A 16,818-nucleotide genomic window follows, 5' to 3' on the forward strand; every position below is an offset into this window, starting at 1 on the left:
GAACCTCATGGCGGCACGCTCGATTGCATCGTTGTCCCTCTCGTTCGGCCTCGTGTCGATTCCTGTACGGCTCTATTCCGCGACCGAAAGCGGGTCGGACGTGCGCTTCAATATGCTCGCGCCCGACGGTTCCCGCGTGAAGCAGCAATACATCTCGGAGACGACGGGCGCCATCGTCGAGCGCTCGTCGATGAAGAAGGGCTACGAGTTCGAGAAAGACCGCTTCGTCGTCTTCACGGCCGACGAACTGAAGGCGCTCGAAGAAAGCGCGAGCCACGTCGTCGAGATCGTGGCCTTCATTCCGGAGAAGTCGGTCGATCCCGTCTACTACGACAAGGCGTATTACATCGCGCCCGACAAGCGCGGCGGCAAGCCCTATAGCCTGCTGCAACAGGCGCTCGCGGAGAGCGGCCGCTGCGCGCTGGCGAAGTGGGCGTTCAAGGGCAAGACACGCATCGTCCAGGTGCGGCCCGCCGAAGACGGCCTCGTGTTCCAGCAACTGCTGTTCGCGGACGAAGTGCGCTCGCTGAAGGACCTGAACATCGAGCACGTGAGCGTCACCGCGTCGGAGCTTAAGCTCGCGATGCAGATCATCGAGCAGGGCGCCGAGGACCACTACGACGCGAGCGCATACGAGGACGAGGAGAAGAAGCGCATCCTCGCGGCCATCGACAGGAAGATAGAAGGCCAGCAGGTCATCTCGGCCGAGCGCGCAGATGTGCCCGAGCCGGGCGGCGAAGTGATCGACCTGATGGAAGCATTGCGCGCGAGTCTGAAAGGCGGCGCGAGGGCCAAGCCTGCTGCCGCGTCCGCGAGTCCATCCGAGAGTCCGTCTGCAAGCCCGCAAAAGCGCAAGGCCGCCGAGCCCGTGACCGACATCGCCGCCGCGCCGAGAACGCGCAAGCCTGCTGCGCGCGCGGCGAAAGCACCCGCTGCCGAAGTGCCCACCAAGGTTCGGGCGCGCAAGTGACGAGAGCGGATGCGGCGCATAGCCTGTCGATGCGCGAGCTGGAATCGATGCTGGGCGTGTCGCGGCGAGTCGTCTCGGGACTCGTCGACGCCGGCTTCGTGACGCCGACGCGCGGCCCGCGCAACGCGCTGCGTTTCACGTTTCAGGATGTCGTGCTGCTGAGGACGGCGCTCCAGTTGCGTGCATCGAATATTCCTCCGCGCAAGATCGTGCAGGCGTTGCAGCGCCTCAGGTCCGAGTTGCCCGAAGCGTTGCCGCTGTCGGGCATTCGCGTTACAGCTGTCGGCAATGAGATCGTCGTGCGAACGGGGCCGTCGCAATGGGATGCGATAACAGGCCAGCAACTGCTCGACTTCGAAGTGGCGCAGATCAAGGGCGACGTGGTGTTTCTCGAATCGTCGCCGCAACCGAAGGACGCCGCGCGCGAGGCCGACGAGTGGTACAGCCTCGCCGGTCAATTGATGGAGTCGGATGCGAAGGGCGCGGAGCAGGCGTATAGAAAAGCGATCGCGCTTTCGCCCGAACCGTTTTATGCCGCGTATGTCGATCTCGGCGCGCTGCTATGCGAATGCGAAGCGCGCTGCGAGGAAGCGCTGCACGTATTCGACGACGCGCTGTCGTATTTCCCCGAAGACGCCGTGCTGCATTTCAATCGCGCGGTGGCGCTGGAGGGACTGGATCGGCTCGCGGATGCGGAGCGAAGCTACGAGCGTTGTCTCGAACTCGATCCGTCGTACGCCGATGCGCACCATAACCTGGCCATTCTTCTCGACGGTCTCGGCGACCAGCAGGGGCTGCTGCGGCATCTGAATGCGTATCGGCGGCTGACGAATTAAAGCACCGTCCGTGCCGATATTTCGAGCACGTCCGTTCATCTGATTGTCGATTGGCGAGCGTCCAAAAAGGCGTAGACTTTCCGCTTACGCACGCAGAACCCAGTGTGCGAGAAACGCCTGCGCGGGCTCTCTTGTTCGCCATGCGCACGGGTTGATTTCGGTGCAACGGTACGCACGTAGTGAAGACAGGAATAGAGGTCACAACCCATGCTGAAACCCGAATTCAACGACGCCGACAGCGCGCGTCCGGAACTGCTTTGCTTTCTTGTCGCGATTGCGGCGGCTTCGCACGCCCTGACACAGGAATGGCGTGTCGATCATGTCGTCGAATGCTGCCGTCGCTGGCTGAGGAAAAACGACGTGAAGATGCATTGGCTCGATCGGGTCAAGATCGGGCAACTCGCGCTGAAAATCGCAAGCGAGGATCTGCTGGACGCGGGTATTGCCGTGCGTCTTTCCAGCGTGAACGCGCTCTTTACGAGCGAAATGGAATTGAACGAGGCGAGCACGATGGTGCAGCGAATGATGTCGCTGTGCCAGGAAGCGCTCTGATCGACCGGCGTCGATACCGTTTTTTAAACACAGCATTGCAATCCCGATAGCTGATCGCAAGACGTCCACCGTTCATACTCAACACTCTTGCAGCGCCGCATCGGGCGGCGCGACGGAAGCGCAGTGCAGAGGTTGTTGTGGACGATATCGGAATGAATGAAGCGCGACCGCGGCGCGCCTGTTTGACAACGCGCGGCCTGATCATTGCGGCAACGAGGCGGGTCAAATGGGCAGCCCTGTTCGCCATCGCGCCGTTGCTGATGCAGGCCTGCTCCACGTCGAGTCCAGTCACGGAAGCGGCCAACCCCGGACGATATTCCCTTCATGCGACGGCCGCGGGCGGCAGCGTCGCATGGGCGAGATCGCACAAGGCGGTCATGCAGAGCGCGAGCGATTTCTGTCAGCAGCGCGGGCAGATGCTCAGCGTCGTTTCCGAATCTTCGAAAGGCGTGCGGGCACTCGAAGAACATGAGACAGAACTCACGTTCGAATGTCACTCGCGGTTTTGATTTTGCGCCGCCTGATTCGAGTTGCCGGCTCATAAAAGGGCGCGATAGGGAACGTCCTGATGCTGGCGGGTAAGCGAGCGGTGATAAGAAGCCCGCCAGCGAGGCGGGCTTTGTCAGGCAGTGGCACTGGAACAGTGAAGCAGTGAGTGTGGCGGCGAAGTACTTATCCGCATTCCGCCGGTTCGCTGTTCAGCATGCTCTTCGGAATCGACAGGATCAGCACGCAACTGACGAGAAGACAGGCGCCAAGCGCATACGTGCCGTTGTTGATGTTGCCCGTCAGATCTTTTGCGACGCTGGTGATCATCGAGCCGGTAAAGCCCGACAGGTTGCCAACGGAGTTGATCAGCGCGATGCCCGCCGCTGCCGCCGTGCCCGAGAGAATCTGCCCAGGGAAGGTCCAGTAAATCGGCATCAGGCCAAGGATTGCGCAGGTAGCGATCGTCAGGAACAGAATCGAAACGGGCACGTTGTTCGCGAAGAGCGCGCTCAGAATCAGGCCGACGCCGCCGATGCATGCGGGAATCGCCGCGTGCATCCGACGCTCGCCTGTCTTGCGCGAGTGCGCCGCATTCCAGATCATCGCGACAACCGCGCTGAGGTACGGAATGGCCGTCAGCAAGCCGATGTTAAAGGTGCTTTTCACGCCAGACGCCTTGATGATCGACGGCAGCCAGAACGCGAGGCCATAAAAGCCGGTGTTGAACGTCAACAGGATGAAAGTCAGCAGCCATACGCGCGGGCTCCTGAGCGCCGCTCCAACGCTATGCGTCTTTTTCGCGCTTTCCTGTTCGAGATTTCTTTGCAGCAGGGCCTTTTCGGAAGCCGTCAGCCATTTCGCCGATTGAATGCCATCGCCCATCCGGAAGAGCACCACGAATGCGACAAGAATCGAAGGAATGCCTTCGAGCAGAAGCATCCATTGCCAGCCGCCCAGGCCGAACACCCCATGTGTATTCTCCATCAGCCATCCGGAAACGATGCCCCCTAGCGTCAGGCTCACAGGAATGGCAATCAGGAACCCCGACATCGCGATGCTTTGACGACGGGCCGGGAACCAGTAGTTCAAGTAGAGGATGATGCCCGGGAAGAAACCCGCCTCGCAAACGCCCAGCAGGAAGCGGAGGATATAGAACATCGTCGACGTTTCGACGTGGAAGAAGCTTGCCAGCGGCGAGATGAAGGCGAGCGACGACGAGACGATGCCCCATGTCACCATGATGCGGGCGATCCAGAAACGCGCCCCGTAGCGGTGAAGAAGCAGGTTGCTCGGCATCTCGAAGAAGAAGTATCCCCAGAAGAAGATGCTTGCACCGACGGCATAGACGCCATCGCTCAGGCCGAGCGAGTCGAGCATCTGCAATTTCGCAAAGCCGACATTGACGCGGTCCAGGTAGGCGACGACGTAACACAGAAGCAGCAGCGGCAAGATGCGCTTCAGTACCTTGCGGTAAAGCAGTTCCTCGGTCTCATCGACAGCGACGGATGAAGCCGCGGCCTGAGTGATGGTGGGCATAGGGTTGTCTCCTTTTGCATATGTCGTGTGCGGTCCCGCTCAAACGGGAGACCGCTCACCGTATTGCGTGGTGGATTGCCGGCGCGGCCAATCGTGCCTCGAATCGTAGTTACCGGTAACATTTCGAGTCGAAATTATCGGTACGCGAAAATGTTATCGGTAACGAAGTTAGCACGAGGAGGCATTGCAGAGCAAGCCAGGGGAATCTACCTGGATGCTGGATGACGTCTGCGTCGCTTCTCCAGTGACTCAGACGCACGCGGCATCACACGGCGATTTCTCATGGAAACGCGTAACCTTGGCGACGTGCACAGACCCAGCACAGCGTGATAATATCGAGAAATGTTACCGATAACAGACATGTGAATCCGGCGGCAAGGAGACGGCCGCAGGCACCCGACGGGCGCCGGCGCTGTCCATAATACAGGCGCTAGTGATCAGCACATCGCCAGCACATCGAACAATGGAGTACAACGCAATGACCCAGTCCAACACACGGCGCCTGCGCAGCCAGGAATGGTTCGATGACCCGGCCCATGCCGACATGACGGCACTCTACGTCGAGCGCTTCATGAACTATGGCCTCACGCGCGAGGAATTGCAGTCGGGCCGTCCCATCATCGGCATCGCGCAGACGGGCAGCGATCTCGCGCCCTGCAACCGGCACCACATCGAACTCGCCGCGCGGACCAAGGCGGGCATTCGCGACGCGGGCGGCATTCCGATGGAGTTTCCCGTTCATCCGCTCGCCGAACAGAGCCGCCGGCCCACGGCTGCGCTCGACCGCAATCTCGCGTATCTCGGTCTCGTCGAAATCCTGCATGGATTTCCGCTCGACGGCGTCGTGCTCACGACGGGGTGCGACAAGACCACGCCGGCGTGCCTGATGGCCGCCGCGACGGTCGACATGCCCGCGATCGTATTGTCTGGCGGCCCGATGCTCGACGGCTGGCATCAGGGCAAGCGCGTCGGCTCGGGCACGGTGATCTGGCATGCGCGCAATCTGCTTGCCGCGGGTGAGATCGATTACGAAGGCTTCATGGAGCTCACGACGGCATCGTCGCCTTCCATCGGCCACTGCAATACGATGGGCACGGCGCTGTCGATGAACAGTCTCGCGGAAGCGCTCGGCATGTCGTTGCCCGGCTGCGCGAGCATTCCCGCCGCCTATCGTGAGCGAGGCCAGATGGCGTACGCGACGGGCAAGCGCATCGTCAATCTCGTGCGCGAAGACGTGCGGCCGTCGCAAGTCATGACGAAAGAAGCTTTCGAGAACGCGATCGTCGTCGCGTCGGCGCTGGGGGCGTCCACCAACTGTCCGCCGCACCTCATCGCAATTGCCCGCCACATGGGCGTCGAGCTGAGCCTCGACGACTGGCAGCGCGTCGGCGAGCAGGTGCCGCTCATCGTCAACTGCATGCCGGCTGGCGAGTATCTGGGCGAGAGCTTCCATCGGGCGGGCGGTGTGCCCGCCGTGCTGCGCGAACTCGACGGCGCGGGGCTCGTGCATCGCGACTGCCTGACGGTGTCGGGCCGCACCATCGGCGCGATCGTCGACAGCACGCCTGAGCCGGACCGCGACGTCATCAGGAGCACGGACGAGCCGCTCAAGCATGGAGCGGGATTCATGGTGCTGTCGGGCAACTTCTTCGATAGCGCGATCATGAAGATGTCGGTGGTCGGCGATGCGTTCAGGCAAACCTATTTGAGCGAGCCCGGCGCGGAGAACACGTTCGAGGCGCGCGCCATTGTATTCGATGGACCGGAGGACTATCACGCGCGCATCAACGACCCGTCGCTGAACATTGATCAGCATTGCATTCTCGTGATTCGCGGCGCGGGCACGGTCGGCTATCCGGGCAGCGCGGAAGTCGTCAACATGGCTCCGCCCGCCGAACTGGTGCGCAAGGGCATCACGTCGCTGCCGACGATGGGCGACGGCCGGCAGAGCGGGACATCGGCGAGCCCGTCGATCCTCAACATGTCGCCTGAGGCGGCTGTGGGCGGCGGGCTTGCGCTGCTGCAAACGGGCGACCGCATTCGCGTCGATCTGAATGCGCGCAGCGTCGATGTGCTGGTCGACGAAGAAGAGCTCAAGCGGCGGCGCGAGAGCGCGAGCTTCGAGATTCCGCAGGCGCAGACTCCGTGGCAGGAGTTGTATCGGCAGACTGTTGGCCAACTGTCGACGGGCGGCTGTCTGGAGCCCGCGACGCTTTATCTGAAAGTCATCGCCGAGCGCGGCAACCCACGACACTCGCATTGAACGCGATCGGGCTGGCTCGACGCGTTAACGTCCATGCCAGCGCTTATCGAATGAGCGGCCCATAGAAATAAACTGGAGACTTTCCGCACCATGACCTCATCATCCCCATCAGCATTTCTTCCCGATGACATTCAGCAGGCGTTGCTCGTCGGCCGCGTATGGCGTAAAGCGGGCGCGCACGAAGGGCCTTCCGTCGTGCTGGTTCGCAACGGCGAAGTGCTCGATATCACAGCCAGCGTTCCGACTACCGCAGACCTGTTCGATCGCGCCGACATCGCTCAATTTGCGCGAACGGTGAACGGCGAGTCGCTAGGCTCCGTCGACAAGCTGATCGAAGCCAATCTTCTTCACGGCACGGAAGAGCCCGCACTGCGGCTGCTCGCACCCAACGACGTTCAGGCGATCAAGGCATGCGGGGTGACGTTTGCGGTGAGCCTCATCGAACGCGTCATCGAGGAGCAGGCGGGCGGCGATCCGGCAAAGGCACAAGAGGTTCGCGAAACCATCGCTGCGACGATCGGCACGGACCTGTCGAAAATCAAGCCGGGCTCCGAAGCGGCGATGAAGCTCAAGACGGAACTCGAGCGGCGCGGCGCGTGGTCCCAGTACATGGAAGTGGGCATCGGGCCCGATGCCGAAGTGTTCTCGAAGTCGCAGCCGATGTCGGCCGTCGGCTTCGGCGCGGACATCGGATTGCTGCCCGCATCGAACTGGAACAACCCCGAGCCCGAGATCGTCCTCGCGGTCAACAGCCGTGGCGAGATCGTCGGCGCGACGCTCGGCAACGACGTCAATCTGCGCGACATCGAAGGCCGTTCGGCCTTGCTGCTCGGCAAGTGCAAGGACAACAACGCGTCGTGTGCGATCGGCCCGTTCGTGCGTCTGTTCGACGAATCGTTCGATCTCGACTCGGTGCGCAAGACCAGCGTGTCGCTGCGTGTCGAGGGCACGGATGACGGCTTTCTTCTCGATGGCGTCAGCCATATGAGCGAGATCAGCCGCGATCCGGCCGATCTCGTCGCGCAGACATGCGGACGCCATCACCAGTATCCCGACGGCTTCATGCTGTTTCTCGGCACGATGTTCTCGCCGATCAAGGACCGCGACACGCAAGGCGGCGGCTTTACACATCATCTCGGCGACAAGGTCACGATCTCGACGCCGCAACTCGGCGCGTTGATCAATACGGTGCAGTTGAGCACGGAGATCACGCCTTGGACCTTCGGCGTGCGCGCGCTGTATCGCAACCTGGCCTTGCGCGGGTTGCTTTAAGCGATCGCGCGAATTGACCATCGAAAACGCTGAATCAGGAAAGACAACATGAACCAGTTCGACAACTACATCGACGGCAAATGGGTGCGCGGCGCCACCACGTCTGCCAACGTCAATCCCTCCCATCTTGACGACGTCATCGGCGAATTCGCGCAGGCAGACGATGCGCAGACGCGCGACGCGATCGCCGCCGCGCGCAAGGCGTTTGCGCGTTGGTCGCTGTCGACGCCTCAGCAGCGCTTCGATCTGCTCGACCAGGCCGGCAGCGTCATCCTTGCGCGCAAGGCGGAGCTGGGCCGGCTGCTCGCACGCGAAGAAGGCAAGACGCTGCCCGAAGCAATCGGCGAAGTCGGCCGGGCGGGACAGATCTTCAAGTTCTTTGCGGGAGAAGCGCTGCGTATCGGCGGCGAGACGGTGCCTTCCGTGCGGCCGGGAATGACCGTCGAGACGACGCGTGAGCCGCTCGGCGTCATCGGCCTCATTACGCCCTGGAATTTCCCGATTGCCATTCCCGCATGGAAGATTGCGCCCGCGCTCGCGTATGGCAACACGGTTGTCATCAAGCCCGCGGACCTCGTGCCGGCGAGCACATGGGAGCTGGTGAAGATCATCGTCGAAGCGGGCGCGCCCGCGGGCGTCATCAATCTCGTGATGGGCCGCGGCTCGGTGGTCGGCGAAGCGATCGTCAACTCGCCGGACGTCGACGCCGTCAGTTTCACCGGCTCGGTGGCGACGGGCCGCGCGATCGGCGCAAAGTGCTTCGCGACGGGCAAGAAGTTTCAGCTGGAGATGGGCGGCAAGAATCCGATGGTCGTGGTCGATGACGCCGACCTCGATGTCGCCGTCGACGCTTGCATCAACGGTGCCTTCTTTTCGACGGGGCAACGGTGCACGGCATCGAGCCGGCTCATCGTCACGGAAGGTATCCACGATCGCTTCGTCGAAGCAATGAAGGCGCGTATGAAGACGCTGAAAGTCGGCGATGCACTGGCTGACGGAACGCATATCGGGCCCGTCGTCGACGACAAGCAGCTCCAGCAGGACGAGCGCTACATCGCGATTGTGCGCGAAGAGGGCGGAGAGGTGTTCGGCGGCGAGCGCGTCGAAGCATCCACGCGCGGCTATTTTCTCGCTCCCGCGCTGGTGACGAATACGACGGCCGCGATGCGTATCAACCGCGAAGAGGTGTTCGGGCCTGTCGCATCCGTCATCAAGGTCAAGGACTATCACGAGGCGCTTGCGGTGGCGAACGACACGGAGTTCGGCTTGTCGGCGGGCATCTGCACGACTTCGCTGAGTATTGCGAGCCACTTCCGCCGACACGTCCAGGCGGGCATGGTCATGGTGAATACGGCGACGGCCGGCGTCGACTATCACGTGCCTTTTGGCGGCCGCAAAGGGTCGAGCTATGGTCCTCGCGAGCAGGGCAGCTATGCGCGCGAGTTTTATACGATCGTCAAGACTTCGTACATCAATCCGGGCGCGGTCTGACACGAGAGGCGAACCGGGGCAACCCTGCCGATTCGATGCGAGGCGTCGGCAGGCCGCGTTTCGATGTGAATAAACGTACGCCGGGTACGATCGCGACGTGGAGGCTTGCTGCTGTATCCGGATCAATGCTTCTAATGCGGATGACGGTCATGTTGGGATGACTGGGCGCCGTTGGCATGATGTCCGTGGCCGTTGTCATCACGCGCATATTCGCCACTCTTCATCATGCGCATCATCTCCACGCCGCCCGTGCGGAAAAAGACAGTCGTCAGGACGATAAAGACGATGCCGAAAGTGATGTCCAGAATGGTGGTGTAGTTGAAAGTGACGGCGGCGTCGACGACAGCGGTGTGCCGCTCATGCGGCACCCAGCCCGCCGCCTGGAACAATGCCTCTATAGTCAGCGCGGCCGCGACCATCGCGACGTAGAAGGTCGCGATCATGAAGGCGGTCATTTTGCCGCCGTAGTACTTTCGATAGATGTTGACGATCGGAAGGATGATGAGGTCGCCGAATATGAATGAGGCAACGCCTCCGAAGCTGATGCCGCCCTTCCACAAGACGGCTGCCAACGGTACGTTCCCGACCGAACAGGTAAATGATGCGACCGCGATGAGTGGGCCGATGAAGGCGCCCCAGATCATTGCGAGTGTCGGATGACTCATCAGAAAGAACTTTTGCCAGAAGCTGTCTGGTACCCATGCCGCTATGGCTCCGGCAACAATCAACCCTAAGCCAATATCTCGCCACAGCATCGTCCAGTTCATCATGTAGCTATGACTGATGGCCGTTAAGCCGTCCTTCGATATGAGGCGATCTTTCCAGGTGCCATTCTGTTCACCCATCGACATCGCAGCATGTCCTTCCATGCTGCCGGCGATACCTTTGTCTGCTTGCTGGATGGCCTGCGTTTTCAGGGTATCCCTCAAAAAGAACCGGAACAGCAGAACGAGCACGATAATCATCACAGGGCCGCCGATGAATTCGGCGGCGGCAAACTGCCATGCAATCAGCACCCACATCAATACGCCTAGTTCAAGTACCAGATTGGTTGCGGCGAACTGGAAGGCCATGCTTGCGGTGAAGTTGGCGCCTTTGCGAACCATCGAGCGCGCCATCGCGACGGCTGCGTAGGAACAGGAAGACGACGCCGCGCCAAACAGGCTTGCAAGGGTCAGTGAACGCGCGGAGTCGTCCGGCAGCAGTTTCGACATCTCGGACTTCGACACCGTCACTTCAATCACGGCGGAGAACAGAAAGCCCAGACTGAGTCCCCAGAAGATCTGCCATAGCATGGTGAAAGACATCCACAGGGCGTGGCCCAATGCGCTGAGAATTTGCACTGCGACCTCCCGCGTCTGTCGCGATGGATGCGAACATAAAGTAGATAACATGGATCGTATCGAACCCGAGCGGCCTGGAAAAAAAGGGAAAGCCGTCACTTGCGGCCCATTGGACGATGAGAAGAATGCGCGGAGTGTTGTATCCAGGACAATCGATACTCGTGACTTGCTCAGCACCCGTCATGCCTGGCGAGAGACCTCGACATGAGACGTTGCGGCTTCACTGACGCAACAGCGCGCATTCGTTTTCGTTGCTGCTTCGCCCACTGAGCATCCGCTACACACCATTCTGACGAAGTCAGCCCCTTACGATTATTCGCACAATACGAGGTGTCGAATGGATGGTCGACAGGAACATTCTCCGCGGTCCATGACGTCGCGACTCACATGGTGGATTGCGTCCGTCATCGTGGCGCTAAGCGTGATCGCGGGTGGCGCATCTTTTTCCGCCGCCTATCACGAGGCGAACAAACTGCAGGACGGTCATCTCCGGGAAATCGGCGCGCTGATTAACGCGGGGAAACTGGTTCTCGCAGCGCCCATAGTTGCGTGGCAAGGCAGTCAGGATTCGGACGTGAGGCTCGTCATCTCGCGCCTGGGTCAATCGTCAGCCGGCACAAATGCGCCGATCACCCTTCCGCAGACGCTTCCGGACGGGCTGCACAATCTCGATGAAGAGGGCAAGAGCTGGCGCGTCAGTGTGCGCACATTGCATTCGGGTGAGCGAATTGCAGTCGCAGAACTTTCAGTGGTGCGCGACGAAATCGCAAGAGACGGCGCGATGAGAACGCTGTTTCCGATGCTCGCCCTGACGCCCATATTGGTCGCGCTCATCATCTTTCTCGTACGTACGACGTTGCTGCCTGTGCGTCGTCTTGCCAATGTTGTAGACCAGCAGGACGATGCGACGCTCGATGTGCTGTCCGAGCAGGACATTCCAAAGGAACTGCTTCCGTTCGTCACGTCGATAAACCGGCTGATTGACCGGCTCAAGGATGCAATGTCACAGCAGCGCCGGTTTATCGCGGATGCCGCTCATGAGTTGCGCTCGCCGCTCGCCGCACTCTCTTTGCAAGCAGAACATCTCGGCGCCGCCGACAACCCGCTTGTGGCGCGCGAGCGACTCGTGTCGTTTCAGGCAGCGATACGGCGCACGGCGCGGCTGGTCGAACAACTGCTGACGCTGGCCCGTTCGCAGCATGGCTCGTCCATGAAGCCGGCTGTCGTTTGCGTTCGGCAACTGGCGAATGAAGCAGTCGTCAATGCGGTCGATATGGCGCAGAGCAGGCAAGTCGATCTCGGGCTCGACAAGGTCGATGACGTCGAGGTGATTGCCGATGCCGCCGCGCTCTCCGTCGTCTTGCGCAATCTCGTCGATAACGCGGTCCGGTACACGCCGAAGGGCGGCAGGGTCGATGTGTCGGTCACACGGAACGGCGAGCATCTGCTGGTGGAAGTGAAGGATTCCGGGCCTGGGATTCCGGAAGACCAGCTATCGCGAGTGCTGGAGCCGTTCTATCGCATCCCTGGAACTGCCGCCGCAGGCAGTGGCCTCGGCCTTTCGATCGTGTCGGAAATCGCGCGGCGTAGCGGTGGCGGACTGGTGCTCGCAAACATGGATAGAGGACTCCGTGTCTGTTACCGACATCCGCTCTCCGCACAGAAAGGCATTGCATCCTAAGTGGGCGTTCAGCATCCCTCGGTGGAAGTAGTCGAACGATCCGCCCTTCGTTAGATCGCTCCCCATACCGGGTGGTAACATTTGTTGTCATCCCATAGCCCCGTACACCGTATGCCCGACAACTTCGATCAGCTCGCCGCCCTGATTCGCGGACGCTTTCAGGAACTCAGTCCGCAGTTCCAGATGGGAGCGGCGTTTCTGCTCGATCATCCCGACGAGGTCGCCGTTTCGTCGATGCGCAAGGTCGCCGAGCGCGCACAGGTGCAACCCGCGTCGCTCGTGCGCCTGTCGCAGCAACTGGGTTTTCCGGGCTGGAACGAGTTGCGCGACCTGTTCGTCGCGCGGGTGCGCACGCGCCCCGAGCCGCTGACCACGCGCGCCCGCTCGCTCGTCAAGGGCCATGCGAAAGACGCGCTCGCGCACGATCTGCTCGTCGCGCATCAGCACAATCTCGAAGTGACGGCGGCGCACAATGCGCGCGTCACCGTCGAAGCCGCGAAGCTGCTGCGGCGTGCATCGCACGTGCATGTCGGCGGCTTCCGTTCGTGTTATCCCGTCGCATTCGGCCTTGTCTACGGATACCGTCTCTTTCGCTCGTCGGTGTCGCTGCTGACGGGCGAAGCGGGCACGCTCGAAATGCAGCTGCGCGGCATCGAGCGCGATAGTGCAACCGTCGTCGTGAGCTTCGCACCGTATTCCGTCGAAGCCGCGCGCGTCGCCGAGGCTGCGCTCGAAAAAGGCAGCAAGCTGATCGCCATCACGGACAGCGCCGTGTCGCCCATCGCGCTGAACGCCGACAAGGTGCTGATTTTTTCACACGAAAGCCCGTCGTTTTTTCCGTCCCTCGTGGCGGCGACGGCGATCGCCGAATCGCTGGTCGCGCATCTGCTCGCGCTCGAAGGCACGGACGCCGTACAGCAGCTCGAACTGGCCGAACAGTCGCTGCACGCAAAGGGCGCTTACGTACCCTGATGTCCTGATCGACGGGCCACGGTGGGTTCCGTGGCGCGAAACACGTGCGAGCAGATGCGCACGGCGGGCTTGCGCCGCGATTGACAACATATGTTGCCGTGACGTATAAATGCGCATCGCGTGTTGATTGATGTCCGAGGCCTCGTTTCGGCACCTTTATTGAACGCACTTGCACGCACGGCGGCTCGAGCGCCGCCGCTCTCCCTACCTCCAAGGAAAGCGCATGACTACCGTATTCCACCGCATGCCGAAGCAGACGTTGCCCGTCGCCGTGAAAGGCGAGGGCATCGAGATCATCGATTCGACGGGCAAGCGTTATATCGACGCATCGGGCGGCGCGGCCGTTTCGTGTCTCGGTCACAGCAACCAGCGCGTGATCGACGCGATCAAGCGCCAGGCGCAGGAACTGCCGTATGCGCACACGTCGTTCTTCACGACGCAGCCCGCCGAGGAACTCGCGAGCTATCTCGTCGAACGCGCACCGCAAGGGCTCGGGCACGTGTATTTCGTGTCGGGCGGCTCGGAGGCGATCGAGGCCGCGCTGAAGCTCGCGCGCCAGTACTTCGTCGAAACGGGCGAGCCGCAGCGCCGCCATATCATCGCGCGACGCCAGAGCTATCACGGCAACACGCTGGGCGCGCTCGCGATCGGCGGCAATGCGTGGCGCCGCGAGCCGTTCCTGCCGCTCCTGATCGACGCGCATCACGTGAGCCCTTGCTACGCGTATCGCGAGCAGCGCGCTGACGAAACGGAGGAGCAGTTCGCGCAGCGTCTTGCCGACGAACTCGAACAGAAGATTCTCGAACTCGGCTCGCAGACGGTCGCGGCGTTCGTCGCCGAAACGGTCGTCGGCGCGACGGCTGGCGCCGTGCCGCCCGTGCGCGAGTACTTCCGCAAGATTCGCGCGGTGTGCGACCGCTATGGCGTGCTGCTGATTCTCGACGAAATCATGTCGGGCATGGGCCGCACGGGCCATCTGTTCGCGTGCGAAGAAGACGGCGTGGCGCCCGATCTGCTGACCATTGCGAAGGGGCTCGGCGCGGGCTATCAGCCGATCGGCGCGACGCTCGTGAGCGACAAGATCTATAGCGCGATCACGGGCGGCTCGGGCTTCTTCCAGCACGGCCACACGTATATCGGCCACGCGACGGCCTGCGCCGCCGCGCTCGAAGTGCAGCGCGTGATTGCCGACGAGCATTTGCTCGACAACGTGAAAGCGCGCGGCGAACAGCTGCGTTCGCTGCTGCGCGAGCAATACGCGCAGCATCCGTATGTCGGCGACATCCGCGGCCGGGGTCTTTTCGTCGGCGTCGAAATGGTGAAAGACCGCGCGACGAAAACGCCGTTCGATGCGAAACTGAAGCTGCACGCCGCGATCAAACGCGAGGCGTTCCAGCGCGGTCTGATGGTGTATCCGATGGGCGGCACCGTCGACGGCAAGATCGGCGATCATGTGCTGCTCGCGCCGCCGTTCATCTGCACGCCGCGCGATATCGAGCAGATCGTCGGCCGCCTGAAGGATGCGATCGAAGGCGCGCTTGCCGCGACGGGCGCTGCCTGATTCAAACCGAACCCACTCTCGAAGAACTTGCGATGACCAACCGTCTGCCACCATTCGACGCCAGCCGCGCGTCGCCCGAACAGAAAGCCGTGCTCGACGAAATCCTGTCGGGCCCGCGCGGCAATCTGAACGGTCCGTTCCTCGGCTGGATTCATAGCCCCGAACTCGCGCAGCACGCGCAGCGCCTCGGCGCGTTCTGCCGCTACAAGACGGGCCTGTCGCTGCGGCTGTCGGAACTGGCGATTCTCGTGACGGCATCGCGCTGGCAGGCGCAGGCCGAGTGGTTCATCCACTATCCGATCGCCATCGACGCGGGCGTGCGCGCAGAAGATGCCGAAGCGATCCGGCAAGGCCGCGTCCCTTCGTTCGCCGATGCCGACGACGCGCTCATCTATGCGTTCACGACCGAGCTGTACGACGCGAAGCGCGTGTCAGATGCGACGTATGCGAAGGCCGTCGAGCGCTTCGGTCATGAAACGACGATCAATCTCGTCGGGCTGCTCGGCTACTATGCGCTGGTCGCGATGACGCTCAACGTGTTCGGCATGCGCGCGCAAGGGCAGGACTCGCTGCCGTTCCCTGAATAAGCGCGATGCCTCGATAGCAAGTGGCATCGAACGGTATCGAACCGTATCGAACGTAGAAAGGCCCCGGCTGACGTATCACGTCAGCCGGGGCCTTCGTCCATCTGGCGGCGCATGAATCGTCACGCGCGGCCGCGTCACGACGCTGCGCTCAGTTCGCGTTCAGTTCTGAGCTTAGTTGCCGCGGAACGTCGAGAAGATGCGTTGTTCGACGCTCGGACGCGAACCCGATTGCGACGAGCCAGCCGTCACGCCGCCGACTTCCGACGACTGCGACGACGCGCCGAATTGAGGCGTGGCCTTCGGATACGACACGTCGTTCTGGTCGAGCGTGCCGTTTTGCTGCGCGGCGACCAGCTCGGCTTGAACCTGTGCACGCGTCACGGGGCCATTGGCTTGCTGCGCGAACGAGACGGCGGGAACGATCAGCGCCGATGCGACAACGACTGCGGAAAGAAGCGATTTCATGGTGACCTCCGAGAACATTGTTGATGAGTTCGGCTGGAATGCTGTGTTCCGAACCGTTGAACCCAGTGTATTTCCGCGGACGTGATGAAAAAAGCGCCTGTTTGGATAAATATTCTTGCTGCCATTGAGATAATCTGCGCGCCGTGCCGCTTCAACGCGCTTCCGTGCGCTTCACGGCAGCGCCACGGATATCCGCCTATGATGAAGCTTCGGTCCACGCCTAAAGCCCACGCTGTCGGCGCGGCGCGCGTGACCGGTGCCAGGGCCGCGGGATTCCGGCGAGACCGTCGCGGCAGGCATCGTGGCTGGAGACGCGCTGCACGAAGCGGGCATGAGATGGGAGAGTCTGATGAAGCGCAAGGCATCGGCAGTCTGGCAGGGCGGTCTGCAGGACGGCAAGGGTTCGATCTCAACCGATAGCGGCGTCCTCAAGGACACGCAGTATTCGTTCTCGACGCGCTTCGAAAACGGCATCGGCACGAATCCCGAGGAGCTGATCGCGGCGGCACATGCGGGATGCTTTTCGATGGCGTTGTCGGCGGAACTCGGCAAGGCGAATATCAAACCCGAGCGCATCGCCACCACGGCGACGGTCACGCTCGACAAGGACGGCGGCGGCTTCGCGGTGACGGCTTCGCATCTCGACGTCGTCGTGAAGATTCCGGGCGGCGACAAGGCCGCGTTCGACAAGGCGGCCGCGGATGCCAAGGCAGGCTGCCCGATCTCGAAGGTATTGAACGCGACGATCACGATGGACGCGAAGCTCGAAACCTGAGCATTCGCGGCGCGCAACGCAGCGC

General features: G+C 61.8%; 14 protein-coding genes. 11 read left to right on the plus strand and 3 right to left on the minus strand.

Annotated features, from left to right (window positions below; genetic code table 11):
* Positions 1–7: 7 nt before the first annotated feature.
* The 3 genes from ku (at position 8) to BMW76_RS10535 (ending at position 2,358) form a co-directional block, all read left to right on the plus strand.
* Positions 8–970: a non-homologous end joining protein Ku gene (ku, locus tag BMW76_RS10525; protein WP_090865074.1), complete on the plus strand. Its 963-nt coding sequence runs from the start codon at positions 8–10 to the stop codon at positions 968–970.
* Positions 967–1,806, plus strand: coding sequence for a tetratricopeptide repeat protein (locus BMW76_RS10530; RefSeq protein WP_090865075.1), 840 nt, complete (start codon positions 967–969; stop codon positions 1,804–1,806). Before ku ends, BMW76_RS10530 begins: the two co-directional genes overlap by 4 nt.
* Positions 1,807–2,013: 207 nt before the next feature.
* Positions 2,014–2,358, plus strand: coding sequence for a hypothetical protein (locus BMW76_RS10535; RefSeq protein ID WP_087737246.1), 345 nt, complete (start codon positions 2,014–2,016; stop codon positions 2,356–2,358).
* Between the two features lie 672 nt (positions 2,359–3,030).
* Here the strand turns inward: BMW76_RS10535 and BMW76_RS10545 are convergent.
* A complete protein-coding gene (locus BMW76_RS10545) occupies positions 3,031–4,383 on the minus strand; it encodes an MFS transporter (RefSeq protein ID WP_090865076.1) in 1,353 nt (450 codons plus the stop codon).
* 478 nt (positions 4,384–4,861) lie between these two features.
* On the opposite strand from BMW76_RS10545, the gene BMW76_RS10550 reads away from it, so the two are divergent.
* The 3 genes from BMW76_RS10550 (at position 4,862) to BMW76_RS10560 (ending at position 9,409) form a co-directional block, all read left to right on the plus strand.
* Positions 4,862–6,646: an IlvD/Edd family dehydratase gene (locus BMW76_RS10550; protein ID WP_090865227.1), complete on the plus strand. Its 1,785-nt coding sequence runs from the start codon at positions 4,862–4,864 to the stop codon at positions 6,644–6,646.
* Positions 6,647–6,736: 90 nt separating this feature from the next.
* Positions 6,737–7,918 carry a fumarylacetoacetate hydrolase family protein gene (locus tag BMW76_RS10555; RefSeq protein ID WP_090865077.1) on the plus strand — a complete coding sequence of 394 codons (1,182 nt, stop codon included), beginning with the start codon at positions 6,737–6,739 and terminating at the stop codon, positions 7,916–7,918.
* 48 nt (positions 7,919–7,966) lie between these two features.
* Positions 7,967–9,409, plus strand: a complete 1,443-nt coding sequence (locus BMW76_RS10560; protein WP_090865078.1) for an aldehyde dehydrogenase family protein — start codon at positions 7,967–7,969, stop codon at positions 9,407–9,409.
* A 131-nt stretch (positions 9,410–9,540) separates the two neighbouring features.
* Here the strand turns inward: BMW76_RS10560 and BMW76_RS10565 are convergent, their stop codons facing one another.
* A complete protein-coding gene (locus BMW76_RS10565; RefSeq protein ID WP_090865079.1) occupies positions 9,541–10,752 on the minus strand; it encodes a permease in 1,212 nt (403 codons plus the stop codon).
* A gap of 370 nt (positions 10,753–11,122) precedes the next feature.
* On the opposite strand from BMW76_RS10565, the gene BMW76_RS10570 reads away from it, so the two are divergent.
* The 4 genes from BMW76_RS10570 to BMW76_RS10585 all read left to right on the plus strand — a co-directional run bounded on the left by BMW76_RS10570 (position 11,123) and on the right by BMW76_RS10585 (position 15,553).
* Positions 11,123–12,433, plus strand: a complete 1,311-nt coding sequence (locus BMW76_RS10570; RefSeq protein ID WP_090865080.1) for an ATP-binding protein — start codon at positions 11,123–11,125, stop codon at positions 12,431–12,433.
* Between the two features lie 111 nt (positions 12,434–12,544).
* Positions 12,545–13,405: a MurR/RpiR family transcriptional regulator gene (locus tag BMW76_RS10575; protein ID WP_090865081.1), complete on the plus strand. Its 861-nt coding sequence runs from the start codon at positions 12,545–12,547 to the stop codon at positions 13,403–13,405.
* A gap of 223 nt (positions 13,406–13,628) precedes the next feature.
* Complete coding sequence (locus BMW76_RS10580) at positions 13,629–14,966, plus strand: aspartate aminotransferase family protein (protein ID WP_090865082.1); 1,338 nt, start codon at positions 13,629–13,631, stop codon at positions 14,964–14,966.
* 32 nt (positions 14,967–14,998) lie between these two features.
* On the plus strand, positions 14,999–15,553 hold the full coding sequence (locus BMW76_RS10585) for a carboxymuconolactone decarboxylase family protein (protein ID WP_090865083.1): 555 nt from the start codon (positions 14,999–15,001) through the stop codon (positions 15,551–15,553).
* A 171-nt stretch (positions 15,554–15,724) separates the two neighbouring features.
* Here the strand turns inward: BMW76_RS10585 and BMW76_RS10590 are convergent, their stop codons facing one another.
* Positions 15,725–16,036, minus strand: a complete 312-nt coding sequence (locus BMW76_RS10590) for a DUF4148 domain-containing protein (RefSeq protein ID WP_407668930.1) — start codon at positions 16,034–16,036, stop codon at positions 15,725–15,727.
* Positions 16,037–16,367: 331 nt separating this feature from the next.
* Here BMW76_RS10590 and BMW76_RS10595 point away from each other — a divergent pair, with 331 nt between their 5' ends.
* Positions 16,368–16,793 carry an OsmC family protein gene (locus BMW76_RS10595; RefSeq protein ID WP_087737290.1) on the plus strand — a complete coding sequence of 142 codons (426 nt, stop codon included), beginning with the start codon at positions 16,368–16,370 and terminating at the stop codon, positions 16,791–16,793.
* Positions 16,794–16,818: the final 25 nt, after the last annotated feature.

Origin of the sequence: Paraburkholderia diazotrophica (assembly GCF_900108945.1) — a bacterium.
GTDB classification, from domain to species: Bacteria; Pseudomonadota; Gammaproteobacteria; order Burkholderiales; family Burkholderiaceae; genus Paraburkholderia; species Paraburkholderia diazotrophica.